The 13,086-nt window shown below is 73.8% G+C and carries 13 protein-coding genes; 11 read left to right on the top strand and 2 right to left on the bottom strand.

Going from position 1 to position 13,086, the window contains the following annotated elements; all coding sequences use genetic code 11:
* The first annotated feature begins 1 nt into the window (after window position 1).
* Both bioD and ACFC02_RS00940 read left to right on the top strand, forming a co-directional pair.
* A complete protein-coding gene (gene bioD, locus ACFC02_RS00945) occupies window positions 2–730 on the top strand; it encodes a dethiobiotin synthase (protein WP_376350331.1) in 729 nt (242 codons plus the stop codon).
* Window positions 731–871: 141 nt separating this feature from the next.
* Window positions 872–1,630 (top strand): class I SAM-dependent methyltransferase, encoded by a 759-nt coding sequence (locus ACFC02_RS00940; RefSeq protein WP_376350328.1) that lies wholly within the window; start codon window positions 872–874, stop codon window positions 1,628–1,630.
* A 26-nt stretch (window positions 1,631–1,656) separates the two neighbouring features.
* Here the strand turns inward: ACFC02_RS00940 and ACFC02_RS00935 are convergent, their stop codons facing one another.
* The gene (locus ACFC02_RS00935) at window positions 1,657–2,031 is read right to left on the bottom strand and encodes a fic family toxin-antitoxin system, toxin component (RefSeq protein ID WP_376350325.1); all 375 of its coding nucleotides are present in this window, start codon (window positions 2,029–2,031) and stop codon (window positions 1,657–1,659) included.
* A 4-nt stretch (window positions 2,032–2,035) separates the two neighbouring features.
* Complete coding sequence (locus tag ACFC02_RS00930) at window positions 2,036–2,314, bottom strand: toxin-antitoxin system HicB family antitoxin (protein ID WP_360970234.1); 279 nt, start codon at window positions 2,312–2,314, stop codon at window positions 2,036–2,038.
* A gap of 138 nt (window positions 2,315–2,452) precedes the next feature.
* Between ACFC02_RS00930 and ACFC02_RS00925 the strand changes: the two genes are divergently transcribed.
* The 9 genes from ACFC02_RS00925 (at window position 2,453) to mug (ending at window position 13,014) form a co-directional block, all read left to right on the top strand.
* Window positions 2,453–3,310 (top strand): ABC transporter ATP-binding protein, encoded by an 858-nt coding sequence (locus ACFC02_RS00925; RefSeq protein WP_376350322.1) that lies wholly within the window; start codon window positions 2,453–2,455, stop codon window positions 3,308–3,310.
* A 5-nt stretch (window positions 3,311–3,315) separates the two neighbouring features.
* Window positions 3,316–5,883, top strand: coding sequence for an ABC transporter permease (locus ACFC02_RS00920; protein WP_376350319.1), 2,568 nt, complete (start codon window positions 3,316–3,318; stop codon window positions 5,881–5,883).
* A 45-nt stretch (window positions 5,884–5,928) separates the two neighbouring features.
* Entirely contained in the window at window positions 5,929–6,816 is an 888-nt protein-coding gene (locus tag ACFC02_RS00915) for an LLM class F420-dependent oxidoreductase (protein ID WP_376350316.1), read from the top strand.
* 163 nt (window positions 6,817–6,979) lie between these two features.
* Window positions 6,980–7,414: a GNAT family N-acetyltransferase gene (locus ACFC02_RS00910; RefSeq protein ID WP_376350314.1), complete on the top strand. Its 435-nt coding sequence runs from the start codon at window positions 6,980–6,982 to the stop codon at window positions 7,412–7,414.
* 171 nt (window positions 7,415–7,585) lie between these two features.
* On the top strand, window positions 7,586–8,971 hold the full coding sequence (locus ACFC02_RS00905; RefSeq protein WP_376350312.1) for a hemolysin family protein: 1,386 nt from the start codon (window positions 7,586–7,588) through the stop codon (window positions 8,969–8,971).
* Window positions 8,968–9,990, top strand: a complete 1,023-nt coding sequence (locus tag ACFC02_RS00900) for a hemolysin family protein (RefSeq protein ID WP_376350309.1) — start codon at window positions 8,968–8,970, stop codon at window positions 9,988–9,990. The genes ACFC02_RS00905 and ACFC02_RS00900 overlap by 4 nt, the downstream gene beginning before the upstream one ends.
* Before the next feature lie 114 nt (window positions 9,991–10,104).
* A complete protein-coding gene (locus tag ACFC02_RS00895; protein WP_376350306.1) occupies window positions 10,105–10,896 on the top strand; it encodes an SGNH/GDSL hydrolase family protein in 792 nt (263 codons plus the stop codon).
* A gap of 130 nt (window positions 10,897–11,026) precedes the next feature.
* Entirely contained in the window at window positions 11,027–12,469 is a 1,443-nt protein-coding gene (gene purB / locus ACFC02_RS00890) for an adenylosuccinate lyase (protein ID WP_376350303.1), read from the top strand.
* Complete coding sequence (gene mug, locus ACFC02_RS00885) at window positions 12,466–13,014, top strand: G/U mismatch-specific DNA glycosylase (RefSeq protein WP_376350611.1); 549 nt, start codon at window positions 12,466–12,468, stop codon at window positions 13,012–13,014. Before purB ends, mug begins: the two co-directional genes overlap by 4 nt.
* Window positions 13,015–13,086: the final 72 nt, after the last annotated feature.

The raw sequence follows: 13,086 nt of genomic DNA, 5'->3' as shown, positions 1-13,086 counted from the left end.
GATGCCGGTACTGGTGATCACGGGGACGGGCACGGAGGTCGGCAAGACGGTCACGACGGCGGCCGTCGCCGCCGCGGCACTGGCGGCCGGCCGGTCGGTGGCCGTGCTCAAGGCGGCGCAGACGGGCGTGGGCCCGGACGAGCGGGGGGACGCCGACGAGGTCGCGCGGCTCGCCGGTCCGGTGACGGCACGCGAGGTCGCCCGCTACCCGGAGCCGTTGGCGCCGGGTACGGCCGCGCTGCGCGCAGGGCGGCCGCCGGTGCGTCCGGAGGAGGTGGCCGAGGCCGCTGCGAAGCTGGCCACCGAGCACGACCTGGTGCTGGTGGAGGGCGCCGGCGGTCTCCTCGTACGGTTCGACGCGGCGGGCGGCACCCTCGCGGACGCCGCGAAGCTGCTGCGGGCCCCCGTGCTCCTGGTCGCCGCCGCCGGGCTCGGCACGCTGAACACGACCGAGCTGACCGCCCGTGAGCTGCGCGAGTGCGAGCTGGACCTGCTCGGCGTGGTGATCGGCAGCTGGCCCGCCCGCCCCGACCTGGCCGCCCGCTGCAACGTCGCCGACCTTCCGCAGGTGGCCGGCGCTCCGCTGCTCGGCGCCCTGCCCGAGGGCGCGGGGGCGCTCGCGCCGGCCGATTTCCGCACGGGCGCCGGCCGGTGGCTAGCGCCCCGCCTCAACGGGAGCTGGGACGCGGCGGCCTTCACGGTGCGCGAGGCACCGGCACCGTTCGGGTAGGGCAGGCCGACCGCGTCCTTTCACGCGCCTTCCCCTCGACGCGGCGGCCGGCGCGCACGTGTGTGCGTCCGGGCCGCCGTGCGTGCCCGGGTGCCGGGCGGGGGACACTCACCGTAGGCACGTACGGTCCGGGAGGTCGCCATGCCGCCAAGGTCCACCGCGGGCTCCGGCCGGGCCGCGCGGGACTGCGTCCACCATCCACTGTTCGCCCGCTGCTACACCCGCTTCAGTGTGGCCGCGGAGACCAGGCTGGGCATGGCGCGGCTGCGTGAGCGGCTGCTCGCCGGGCTCACCGGGCGGGTGATCGAGATCGGCGCGGGCAACGGGCTGAACTTCGCGCACTGTCCCGGTGGCGTCGCGGAGGTCGTGGCGGTCGAACCGGAGCGCCTGCTGCGGCAGGAGGCCGTCGCGGCGGCGCTGCGCGCCGACGTGCCGGTCGACGTGGTGCCGGGCCGCGCCGAGGCGCTGCCGGTCAAGAGTGAGGCCTTCGACGCGGTGGTGTTCTCGCTGGTGCTGTGCAGTGTGCACGACGTACCGCGGGCCCTGGCCGAGGCGCGGCGGGTGCTGCGGCCGGGCGGCGAGGTGCGGTTCTTCGAGCACGGCGTGGGCGGCGGCCGGGTGATGCGGTTCGCCCAGCGGGCCCTGGACCGCACGGTGTGGCCGCCGTTGAGCGGCGGCTGCCACGTGGCCCGCGATCCGGTCGCCGCGCTGCGGGCGGCCGGGTTCGAGCTGGGTCCCTACCGCCGGGTGATGCTGCCCGAGAGGGGGCCGGCCCTGCCGAGTTCGTACTGCTCGCTGGGCACGGCCTGGCGGCCGGTCGCGGACGGGCGGGACCCGGAGGGCGGGCCCGGCGCGCGGCGCGGAGCCGGCGGGGCACGCGGCCCCGGTGCACCACCCTGATCAGCCGGTCACCCGCTCCACCGGCGTCACACGCTCCACCGGCGCAGCTCGCGCGCGATCTCGTGCACCGAGGCGTCCCCGCTCTTGACCAGTCGCGCCAGGTCACGCACCTGTTCGGGTGAGGTGGAGACCTTCAGTCCGCTGGCGACCAGGTAGGCGTACGCCACCGCGGAGGCGAACAGCGCGTTGGAGCGTTCCAGCGCCGGGACGTGCACGAGCAGTTGGAGCAGTGCGGCGGCCCGCGCCTGCGGGGAGTCGTAGACGGGTACGTCGAAGATCTCGGCGCGGTGGCGTGCCACCGCGGCGACGAGGGCACCCCAGTCGGTGACCTGGGGGTCCCCGGGGGTCATGCGCTCGGCGAGCATCAGCAGCCAGGCGAGGTCGATGCGCAGGTCGCTCAAGGGCTCAGCGGCGCCCTTCGCGATCGTCCTCCGGGACGTGGTCCGCGCTCCGGCTCGCCCTGGCCGAGGGCGCCGCCCCGTCGAACTCCTCGGCGAAGACGGCCTCGTAGCTCTTCATGAAGTCGGCGGCGGCCTCCACGAAGGTGCGGCCGGCCTCTCCGGTGTCCTGGCGGACCAGTTCCTCGATGTAGCGGTTGACGCTCATCCCGCGGGCGAGGGCGCGTTCGCGGGCGGCGCGGGCCGTGCCCTCGTCCACCCGCACGTTCAGCTGGGTCTTCGCCATGGTTCGACGCTAGCGCCGAACCGCTAGCAGCGGCAAGGGGGGCAGGGAGGACATCGCCGGGGCGGGACCGGCTCGGCCCTCCGGGGGATACCGGCCGCGCGGTCGGTCACACTACGCTCGACCGGGGAGAGAAAAGGAATGAGTCAGGACATTCCGGACCGGCACATCACTGAGGAGGCCGCCGTGTCCCCACCCTCCGTGGTGCCGGACCTCGCACCGGCCGCGGGCTCCGCGGCCCGCGCCCGCGGACTGACCAAGGCGTACGGCGGGGGCGAGAGCGCCGTACTCGCCCTGGACTCGGTGGACGTCGACATCGCCCGCGGCCGGTTCACCGCGGTCATGGGCCCCTCCGGCTCCGGCAAGTCCACCCTGATGCACTGCCTGGCGGGGCTGGACACGGTGTCGGCCGGGCAGGTCTGGATCGGCGGCACCGAGATCACCGGGCTGAAGGACCGCGAGCTGACCCGGCTGCGGCGGGACCGGATCGGGTTCGTGTTCCAGTCGTTCAACCTCATCCCCACGCTCGACGCGCTGGAGAACATCACCCTGCCGATGGACATCGCGGGCCGCAGGCCCGACGGGCAGTGGCTCGACCAGGTCATCGACACCCTCGGGCTGAGGGACCGGCTCGGGCACCGGCCCGCGCAGCTCTCCGGCGGCCAGCAGCAGCGGGTGGCCTGCGCGCGGGCGCTCGCCTCCCGGCCCGAACTGATCTTCGCCGACGAGCCGACCGGCAATCTGGACTCGCGGGCGGGCCTGGAGGTGCTCGGCTTCCTGCGGGACGCCGTCGACGGCCTCGGGCAGACGGTCGTCATGGTCACCCACGATCCGGGTGCCGCCGCCCACTCCGACCTGGTGCTCTACCTCGCGGACGGCCGGATCGTGGACGAGCGCGAGCACCCGACGGCAGAGGCGGTGCTGGAGCGCATGCGCCTCCTCGCCGGGGCCGACCACCACACGCCCACCCCGGACCTCACCGCCGTCGAGGAGGCCTGAGCGGCGTGCTCAAGGCGACGCTGCGCAGCTTCCTCGCCCACAAGGGGCGGCTGCTGCTGTCCGCCCTGGCGGTCGTACTGTCCGTGGCCTTCGTCGCGGGCAGCATGATCTTCTCCGACACCGTCTCCCGCACCTTCGACCGGCTCTTCGCCTCGACCGCCGCCGATGTCACCGTGGCGCCCCGGCGGGAACTGAGGTCGCCCCTGCGGACCGGCGCCCTGCTGACCGTGCCGGCCTCGCTGGCCCGGCGGCTGTCCGGCGTGCCGGGGGTCGCGGCGGCCCACGTGGAGGCCTCGGTCGACACCGTGGTGATCCTCGACAGCAGGAACGAACCGGTCGGCCCGACCACCGGCGCCCCCACCATCGTCCGCAACTGGGAGGTCACCGACCACAGCCCGGTGGAACTGACCTCCGGGCACGCCCCGCACGGGGCCGGCGAGGCCCTGCTGGACGCGGACACGGCCGCGCACCAGCACGTGCGGATCGGCGACGTACTGACGGTCCAGGCGCAGCCGGGCACGTTCCGCGTGCGGGTGGTCGGCGTCGCCACCTTCACCACCACCAACCCCGGCGCGGCGCTGCTGTACCTCGACACGCCCACCGCGCAGGTCCGGCTGCTCGGCTCGACGGCCCGTGCGACCAGCGTCACCGTCGACGCCGCCGCGGGGGTCTCGGACCCCGAGCTGAAACGGCGCGTCGTGGCGGCGCTGGACGGCGGGACGTACGACGTGAGGACGGCGGGCGAGCAGGCCGAGTCGGCCGCCGCGAGCCTCGGCCCGTTCCTCGCGATCGTCAAGTTCGTGATGCTGGGCTTCGCCGGGATCGCGGTCCTCGCCGGCGTCTTCCTCATCGTCAACACCTTCGCGATGCTGATCGCCCAGCGCACCCGTGAACTGGGGCTGCTGCGCGTGCTGGGCGCCGACCGGCGGCAGGTGCGACGGTCGGTACTGACCGAGGCCGTACTGCTCGGCGTGGCCGGCTCCACGCTGGGCCTCGCGGCCGGCATCGGCCTCGCGGCCGGTCTCATCCGCCTCCTGGGCGCTTTCGGCATGCACCTGCGCGCGACCGAGATGGCGATCGGGTGGATCACCCCCGTCGCGGCGTACGTCATCGGTGTCGGCGTGACGTTCGTGGCGGCCTGCCTCCCGGCCCGCCGTGCCGCGGCCGTGTCCCCCATGGCGGCCCTCGCGGACGCCGAGGTCGCGGGGGTGGGGCGGCCGCTGAGGGTCCGCGCGGTCGCGGGTGCGGTCCTGGGCACCGCGGGTGCGGTCGCGCTCGGGGGCTGTGCGTCGGCGGGCAGGACCGCGACCGCGGTGACGCTCCTCGGGTTCGGCGTGGTCCTGACGCTGGTCGCGACCGTGATCGCCGGGCCGCTGCTGGTGCGTCCGCTGATCCGGGTGCTGGGCGGGGCGGTCCCCGCGTTCTTCGGCGCCGTGGGCCGGATGAGCCAGCGCAACGCCCTGCGCAATCCGCGCCGGACCGGCGCCACGGCGGCCGCCCTGATGGTGGGTCTGGCCCTGGTCGGCGGGATGTCCGTGGCCGGCGCCTCCATGACCCGTTCCATCGACCACCAGATCGAACGGACGCTCGGCGCCGACTACATCGTGCAGAACCGTGATTTCGTGCCCTTCCCGCAGCGGGTCACGGACACCGTCCGCGGCACGCCCGGCGCGGGTCTGGTGGTCCGGCAGCGGCTGGCGGCGATCGCGGTCCGGCTGCCGGACGGCAAGCGCGTCGAGACGGTCGTCTCGGGCTACGACCGGCGGCTGGACGACGTCGCCCACATGACGTACACGGCCGGGAACAGCGCGGCGGCGCTGGCCGACGGGCACCTGGCCATGGACGTGGGCTTCGCCAGGAGCCACGGCGTGCGGCTCGGCACCGTGCTGCCCGCCGAGTTCCAGGGCGGGCGCCGGGGCGGCCTGGCCGTCGCCGCCCTGACCGACCAGGACACGGCGGAGGGTTTCGGCATCCAGGGCGGGCTCTACACGGGCATCGGCACCCTCGACCGGTACGCCCCCGGCACGCCGGATGCCGCGCTGTACGTCGACGCCGCCGCGGGCACGAGCCCCGGGCTGTTGCGCGCCCGGCTGGAGAAGGCCCTCGTCCCGTTCCCGAACGTGCAGGTGCGCGACCAGGCCGACTACAAGAAGCTGGTGCACGACCAGATCGCGGTGCTGCTCTACCTGGTCTACGCGCTGCTCGCACTGGCCATCGTCATCGCCGTGCTCGGTGTGGTGAACACGCTGGCGCTGTCGGTGGTGGAGCGGACGCGCGAGATCGGGCTGTTGCGGGCCATCGGGCTGGCCCGGCGGCAGCTGCGGCTCATGATCCGCCTGGAGTCGGTGGTGATCGCGGTGTTCGGCGCCGTCCTCGGGCTGGCGCTGGGACTGGTGTGGGGCGTGTGCACCCAGCGGGTGCTGGCCCTGCAGGGCATGAAGTCACTGGCGATCCCCTGGAGCACGATCGTCGCGGTCGTGGTCGGCGCGGCCGTCGTGGGGATCGTAGCGGCCCTGCTGCCGGCCCTGCGCGCGTCCCGGATGAACGTGCTGGCGGCGATCGCGCACGAGTGATGGAATCGCCGGGGTACTCAAGTCACGTTCGCCTGAGGAGAGTTCATGCCGCGTCCGTTCCGTTTCGGAGTCAACCTGCTCGATGCGGCGCCGGCCGGTGAGTGGCGGGCCAAGTGCCGCCGGGCCGAGGAACTGGGCTACGACGTGATCCTCGTCCCCGACCACCTGGGCTGGGTCGCGCCGTTCCCGGCGCTGGTGGCGGCGGCCCAGGCGACCCGGCGGCCCCGGCTCGGCACGTTCGTCCTCAACGCGGGCTTCTCCAACCCGGCGCTGCTCGCCCGCGAGGTGGCGACGACGGACGCGCTGACGGACGGCCGGCTCGAACTGGGCCTCGGCACCGGCTACGTACGCGAGGAGCACGAGCGGGCCGGGCTGCCGTGGGGCTCCCCCGGCGAGCGCGTCGATGAGCTGCGGCACACGGTCGAGGAGCTGGAGCGGCTCCTCGCCTCCCCCGACCACCGGCCGCAGCCGGTGCAGCGGCCCCGGATCCCGCTGCTGATCGGCGCCAACGGCGACCGGATGCTGCGGCTGACCGCCGAGCACGCGGACATCGCCGCGTTCACGGGCGCGCGGCCCGCACCGGGGAGCGCCGGCGGCCTGATCCCGCTCACGGCGGCCGAACTGGACGAGCGGGTGGCGCTGTACCGCAAGTCGGCGGCGGGCCGCGCCGAGCCCGCGGAGCTGAACCTGCTGATCCAGCTCGTCGCCGTCACCGACGACCCGGAGCCGGTGCTGAGGCCGCTGCTGGAACGCCACCCGCGGCTGTCCCTGGAGGAGGCCCTGGCGCTGCCGATCGTGCTGGTGGGGAGCCTGGAGCAGATCGTCGGGCGGGTGCTGGCACAGCGTGAGCGGTTCGGGTTCTCGTACCTGACGGTGCTGGAGCCGTACATGGAGGCCTTCGCACCGGTGCTGGAGGCGCTTCGGGGGCGATGAGCGGCCGGGGCGGCGCCTTGCCCGGCGACGGCGGGGCCGTCGAAGGCGCGCCTGTGCGACGGGACCGGCGTGTCAGCGACGGGAGGGGGGCCGGGCGGCGAAGGTGCGCGTCCGCATGCTGGAATCCGGCTCCGCGTCCGGACGGGCGTGATGTGATCACGCCATGACCGACCCGCGTATCCGCCCCGCGACCCCCGCCGATGTCGACGCCGTGCTGGCCTTCTGGAGGACGGCAGCGGAGGGCACGAGCATCAGTGACGACCGGGACGGCGTGGCGCGCCTGGTCGAGCGCGACCCGCAGGCGCTGCTGCTGGCTCAGGACGCCGGTGAACTCGTCGGCACCGTGATCGCGGGTTTCGACGGCTGGCGCTGCCACCTGTACCGGCTGGCGGTGCATCCCGGCCGGCGGCGCCGGGGCATCGGCTCGGCGCTGCTCGCCGCCGCCGAGGAGCGGTTCGTACGGCTCGGCGGGCGGCGGGGCGACGCAATGGTGCTGACCCGCAACGAGGTCGCGCACCACGCCTGGCGGGCATCGGGTTACGCCCCCGAGGAGCACTGGCGGCGCTGGGTGAAGCCGCTCGCGGACCCGGCGGACTGACCGGGAGCCGGGCGCTCCGGAGGGGATTTTTGCCCGTCCTTTACCATGGAGGGACACCCGGTCCTCCATGAAAGGTTGTGAGCGTCCGTCCATGGGCGAGCCTCCCAGTAGCCGCACGCACCACCGCGCGATCCCCCGCGTCCTGTCCGACCATGGGAAGGGGGTGACCCGATGACCGAAGTGCTCCTCCTGCTCGTGGCGGTCCTGCTGTCGCTGGCCTGCGGCGCCTTCGTCGCGGCCGAGTTCTCGCTCACCACCGTCGACCGCGGCGCCCTGGAGCGTGCGGCCGGGCGCGGTGAGCGCGGCGCCGCCGGTGCCCTCAAGGCCGTACGGAACCTGACGTTCCAGCTGTCCGGCGCGCAACTCGGCATCACCGTCACCAACCTGGTCGTCGGCATGCTCGCGGAGCCCTCGATCGCCAAGCTCCTCGCCGGCCCGCTCCAGTCGCTCGGCTTCTCGCGGTCCATGGCGACCACCGTGGCGCTGATCGTGGGCACCGCCCTGTCCACCGTGTTCCTGATGGTCGTGGGCGAGCTGGTGCCCAAGAACTGGGCGATCTCCTCGCCGCTCGCCGTGGCCCGGCACGTCGCCACCCCGCAGCGCTGGTTCAGCGGCGCGTTCCGCCCGTTCATCACCCACCTCAACAACACGGCGAACCGCGTGGTGCGCCGGCTCGGAGTGGAGCCCGCCGAGGAACTGGCCTCCGCGCGCGGCCCCCAGGAACTGGCGGCACTGGCCCGGCACTCGGCCAAGGAGGGCGCCCTGGAGGCGGACACCGCCGAACTGTTCGTCCGCACCCTCAACCTCGCCGACCTCACCGCGGAGAACGTGATGACGCCGCGCGTCCAGGTCGTCGCCCTGGAGGCCCAGGCCACCTGCGAGGACGTGGCGAACGCCACCCGGGCGACCGGACTGTCCCGCTTCCCCGTCTACCGCGGCAGCCTGGACTCGGTGGTGGGTACGGCCCACGTCAAGGACGTGCTCGCGGTACCCGCCGAGCGCCGCACCCACCTGCGGGTCTTTGAGATCATGCGCGAACCGATGCTCGTCCCCGAGTCGCTGACCGTCGACCGGCTCCTGGACCGGCTCTCCGGAAGGCGGACGATGGCGGTCGTCATCGACGAGTACGGCGGCACCGCAGGGGTGGCGACCCTGGAGGACATCGTCGAGGAGGTCGTCGGCGAGGTGCGCGACGAGCACGACCCGCACGAGACGCCGGACCTGGCCCCGGCCGGGGCCGACGCGGAGGGCCGCGCCCTGTACTCGGCCGACGGCTCCGCCCGGGTGGACCAGCTGGCCCGCGTGGGCTGGCGCGTGCCCGACGGGCCCTACGAGACCCTGGCCGGTCTGGTCGCCGCGGAACTGGGCCGGATACCGCAGACGGGTGACGTGCTGGAGGTCGCCGGCTGGCGGCTGGACGTGGTCGACGCGAGCGGGCGCCGCGCGGCCCGCGTGCTGATGCACGCGCCGCTCGACGACACCGCCCACGACGCGTCCGCGCTGCGCGACAAGCACGCGGGCAAGCACCTGAGTGACGGGAAGAGGGCCGGCCGGTGACCGCCGTACAGATTCTGATCGGTCTCGCGACCCTGGTCGTCAACGCCTTCTTCGTGGGCGCCGAGTTCGCGCTGATCTCGGTGCGCCGCAGCCAGGTCGAGCAGTACGTCGAGGAAGGGGCCCAGGGCGACCGGCGCGCCCGGAGCGTGCTGTGGGGCCTGGAGCACGTGTCCGCGCTGCTCGCGGCGGCACAGCTCGGCATCACCCTGTGCACCCTGGTCCTCGGCGTCGTCGCCGAACCGGCGATCGCGCACCTGCTGGAGCCGGTCTTCCACGCGGTCGGGGTCCCGGCGGGGGCGGGCCACGCAGTGTCCTTCGTGATCGCGCTGGCGCTGGCGACGTACCTGCACATGCTGCTCGGCGAGATGGTGCCGAAGAACGTGGCGCTCGCTGAGCCGGTGCGCAGCGCCCTCCTGCTCGGCCCGCCGCTGGTCGCGCTCTCCCGCGCCCTGCGCCCGGTGATCTTCACGGTGAACACGTTCGCCAACGCCCTGCTCAAGCTGTTGCGGGTGGAGGCCAAGAACGAGGTCTCGGCCACGTTCACGGACACGGAACTGGCCGAGATCGTCAAGGACGCCAGCGAGGCCGGCCTCATCGACGACCGGGCGCAGGAACGGCTGCACGACGCGCTGGAGCTGGGCAGCCGCCCGGTGCGCGACGTGGTGCTGCCGCTGGAGCGGGTGGTCTACGCCCGTCTCGGGGTCACCCCGGAGCAGGTGGAGCGGCTGTCGGCCGAGTCCGGCTTCTCGCGCTTCCCCGTGGTCGACGAGCAGCGCCGGATCATCGGCTACCTGCACGTGAAGGACGCCCTGGACGCCTCGCCGCGCACCGAGCCGTTCCGGCTGCGTGACATGCGCCCCATCGCCCGGGTCAGGGAGAGCACCCCGCTGGACGACGTGCTCACGGCGATGCGAGGCAGCCGGACGCACCTCGCGGCGGTGCTGGGCGCGGACGGACGGCTGGCCGGTCTGGTGACGATGGAGGACGTGCTGCGGGAGCTCTTCGGGCAGCGGGTCTGAGCGAGGGTTCGGCCGACGGGTCTGAGGGAAGAGGCGCGGCTCGGGGCCGGGCCCCCGGAGCGGGACCGACCGCTTGGTATGCGTGCGTGGCGACGGGTTACCATCGCTCACGCCATGCAGACGAACCCTCCTTACTCCAGCCTGGTCGCGGTCGGCGACTCCTTCACCGAGGGCATGTCGGACCTGCTGCCCGACGGCTCCTACCGGGGCTGGGCCGACCTGCTGGCGGCCCGGATGGCGGCCCGCGCCCCCGGCTTCCGGTACGCCAACCTCGCCGTGCGCGGCAAGCTCATCGGGCAGATCGTCGACGAGCAGGTCGAGGTGGCGGCGGCCATGCGGGCCGACGTGGTCACGCTGGTGGGCGGGCTGAACGACACCCTGCGGCCCAAGTGCGACATGGGCCGGGTGCGGGGGCTGCTGACGCAGGCCGTGGAGCGGCTGGCGCCGTCGTGCCGGCAGCTCGTGCTGATGCGCAGTCCGGGCCGCAGCGGCCCCGTCCTGGAGCGGTTCCGGCCCCGCATGGAGGAGTTGTACGCCTGCGTGGACGAGCTGGCCGAGAAGCACGGGGCGGTCGTCGTCGACCTGTACGGCGCGCCCTCGCTGGCCGATCCGCGCCTGTGGGGCGTGGACCGGCTGCATCTGACGGACGAGGGCCACCGCCGGGTCGCGGAGGCGGTGTGGCAGGCGCTCGGGCACGAGGCCGAAGACCCCGAGTGGCGCACGCCGCTGCCCGCGACCCTGCCGCCGGGCTGGCTGACCCGCCGGGTCGCGGACGCGCGGTTCGCCCGGCAGCACCTGCTCCCCTGGATAGGCAGGCGGCTGACCGGCCGCTCCTCCGGTGACGGCCGCCCGGCCAAGCGCCCCGAGCTGCTGCCCTACCCGGACCCGGACCCGACCGACGCCTGACTCCTCCCGCGGCGGGTCCTCGCGGGGCCCACGCCTGGTCCTCGAAGGCGCCCCCGCCCGGGCCCTCGTAGGTTCGGACGAACACCCCTGTGGCGCTGGCCTGCACGATTCGCCAGTAGAATCCGTACACGTGACTTCCGCTCCCGCCAAGCCCCGCATCCCGAACGTCCTCGCCGGACGCTACGCCTCCGCCCAGCTCGCCACGCTGTGGTCGCCCGAGCAGAAGGTGAGGCTGGAGCGGCAGCTCTGGCTCGCCGTGCTGCGCGCCCAGAAGGACCTCGGGATCGAGGTCCCGGACGCGGCCATCGCCGACTACGAGCGGGTGCTGGACCAGGTCGACCTGGCCTCGATCGCCGAGCGCGAAAAGGTCACGCGGCACGACGTGAAGGCACGGATCGAGGAGTTCAACGACCTCGCCGGGCACGAGCACGTGCACAAGGGCATGACCTCCCGCGACCTCACGGAGAACGTGGAGCAGTTGCAGATCCGGCTCTCGCTGGAGCTGGTGCGCGACCGCACGGTGGCCGTGCTGGCCCGCCTGGGCAAGCTGGCCGCGGAGTACGGCGAGCTGGTCATGGCCGGCCGCTCGCACAACGTCGCCGCGCAGGCCACCACCCTGGGCAAGCGGTTCGCCACGGCCGCCGACGAGCTGCTGGTGGCGTACGGGCGCGTGGAGGAGCTGCTCGGCCGCTATCCGCTGCGCGGCATCAAGGGCCCGGTGGGCACCGCTCAGGACATGCTGGACCTGCTGGGCGGCGACGCTGCGAAGCTGGCGGAGCTGGAACGGCGGATCGCCGCCCACCTGGGCTTCGGCCAGGCCTTCACCTCCGTCGGCCAGGTCTACCCGCGCTCCTTGGACTACGAGGTCGTCACCGCCCTGGTGCAGCTCGCGGCGGCCCCGTCGTCGCTGGCGAAGACGATCCGGCTGATGGCCGGGCACGAACTGGTCACCGAGGGCTTCAAGCCGGGCCAGGTCGGCTCCTCGGCGATGCCGCACAAGATGAACACCCGTTCCTGCGAGCGTGTCAACGGGCTCATGGTCATCCTGCGCGGGTACGCCTCGATGACCGGCGAGCTGGCGGGCGACCAGTGGAACGAGGGCGACGTGTCCTGCTCGGTGGTGCGCCGCGTCGCGCTGCCGGACGCGTTCTTCGCGCTGGACGGGCTGCTGGAGACCTTCCTGACGGTGCTCGACGAGTTCGGCGCCTTCCCTGCGGTGATCGCCCGGGAGCTGGACCGCTACCTGCCGTTCCTCGCCACCACCAAGGTGCTGATGGGTGCGGTGCGGGCCGGGGTCGGCCGCGAGGTCGCCCACGAGGCCATCAAGGAGAACGCCGTGGCCACCGCGCTCGCCATGCGCGAGCAGGGCGCCGAACGCAACGACCTGCTCGACAAGCTGGCCGCCGACGAACGCCTCCCGCTCGACCGCGCGGGCCTGGCGGAGCTGATGGCCGACAAGCTGTCCTTCACCGGCGCCGCGGCCGACCAGGTCGGCACCGTCGTCGGCCGCGTCGAGGAGATCGTCAAGCAGCATCCGGAGGCCGCCGCCTACGCCCCGGGGGCGATCCTCTGACCCGCTTCACCCCGGCACAGCTCGAGGCCGCCCGCGACCGTTCCGTACCGGACGTGGTCGCGGACGGCCTGAGCGTGCTTTTCTGCGGCATCAACCCCGGTCTGACGAGCGCCGCGACGGGCCACCACTTCGCCCGCCCCGGCAACCGGTTCTGGCCGGTGCTGCACCGCTCCGGGTTCACCCCGAGGCTGTTGAAACCCGCGGAGCAGGCCGAACTGCTCTCGTACGGGCTCGGCATCACCAACGTGGTGGCCCGGCCCACGGCACGGGCCGACGAACTGACGGCCGAGGAGTACCGCGAGGGCGGACGGCTGCTGGCGCTCAAGGTGGCCCGGCTGCGGCCCCGGTGGCTGGCCGTGGTCGGCGTCACCGCGTACCGGGCGGCCTTCGCCGACCGCCGGGCACAAGTCGGACCGCAGGAGCGGACGATCGGTTCCGCACGGGTGTGGGTGCTGCCCAATCCGAGCGGTCTGAACGCGCACTGGACGGCGGAGACCATGGCCACGGAATACGCCCGGCTGCGGGCGGCGGCGGAGACCGCGTGACGAATCACGCCAGACGCACCGTTCATGGCGGGCGCACCGCTCATGGCGAGGGTGTCGGTCACGGCGGTCACG

The organism is Streptomyces sp. NPDC056160, assembly GCF_042268205.1.
GTDB lineage: Bacteria > Actinomycetota > Actinomycetes > Streptomycetales > Streptomycetaceae > Streptomyces.
This window is presented reverse-complemented; position numbering and strand designations above follow the sequence as displayed.

Coding starts and splice junctions, on each gene's coding strand:
- ACFC02_RS00910 (WP_376350314.1), top strand. CDS start 6,980: ATGACCGACCCGCGTATCCGCCCCGCGACCCCCGCCGATGTCGACGCC.
- ACFC02_RS00905 (WP_376350312.1), top strand. CDS start 7,586: ATGACCGAAGTGCTCCTCCTGCTCGTGGCGGTCCTGCTGTCGCTGGCC.
- bioD (WP_376350331.1), top strand. CDS start 2: ATGCCGGTACTGGTGATCACGGGGACGGGCACGGAGGTCGGCAAGACG.
- ACFC02_RS00925 (WP_376350322.1), top strand. CDS start 2,453: ATGAGTCAGGACATTCCGGACCGGCACATCACTGAGGAGGCCGCCGTG.
- ACFC02_RS00940 (WP_376350328.1), top strand. CDS start 872: ATGCCGCCAAGGTCCACCGCGGGCTCCGGCCGGGCCGCGCGGGACTGC.
- ACFC02_RS00930 (WP_360970234.1), bottom strand. CDS start 2,314: ATGGCGAAGACCCAGCTGAACGTGCGGGTGGACGAGGGCACGGCCCGC.
- ACFC02_RS00915 (WP_376350316.1), top strand. CDS start 5,929: ATGCCGCGTCCGTTCCGTTTCGGAGTCAACCTGCTCGATGCGGCGCCG.
- ACFC02_RS00895 (WP_376350306.1), top strand. CDS start 10,105: ATGCAGACGAACCCTCCTTACTCCAGCCTGGTCGCGGTCGGCGACTCC.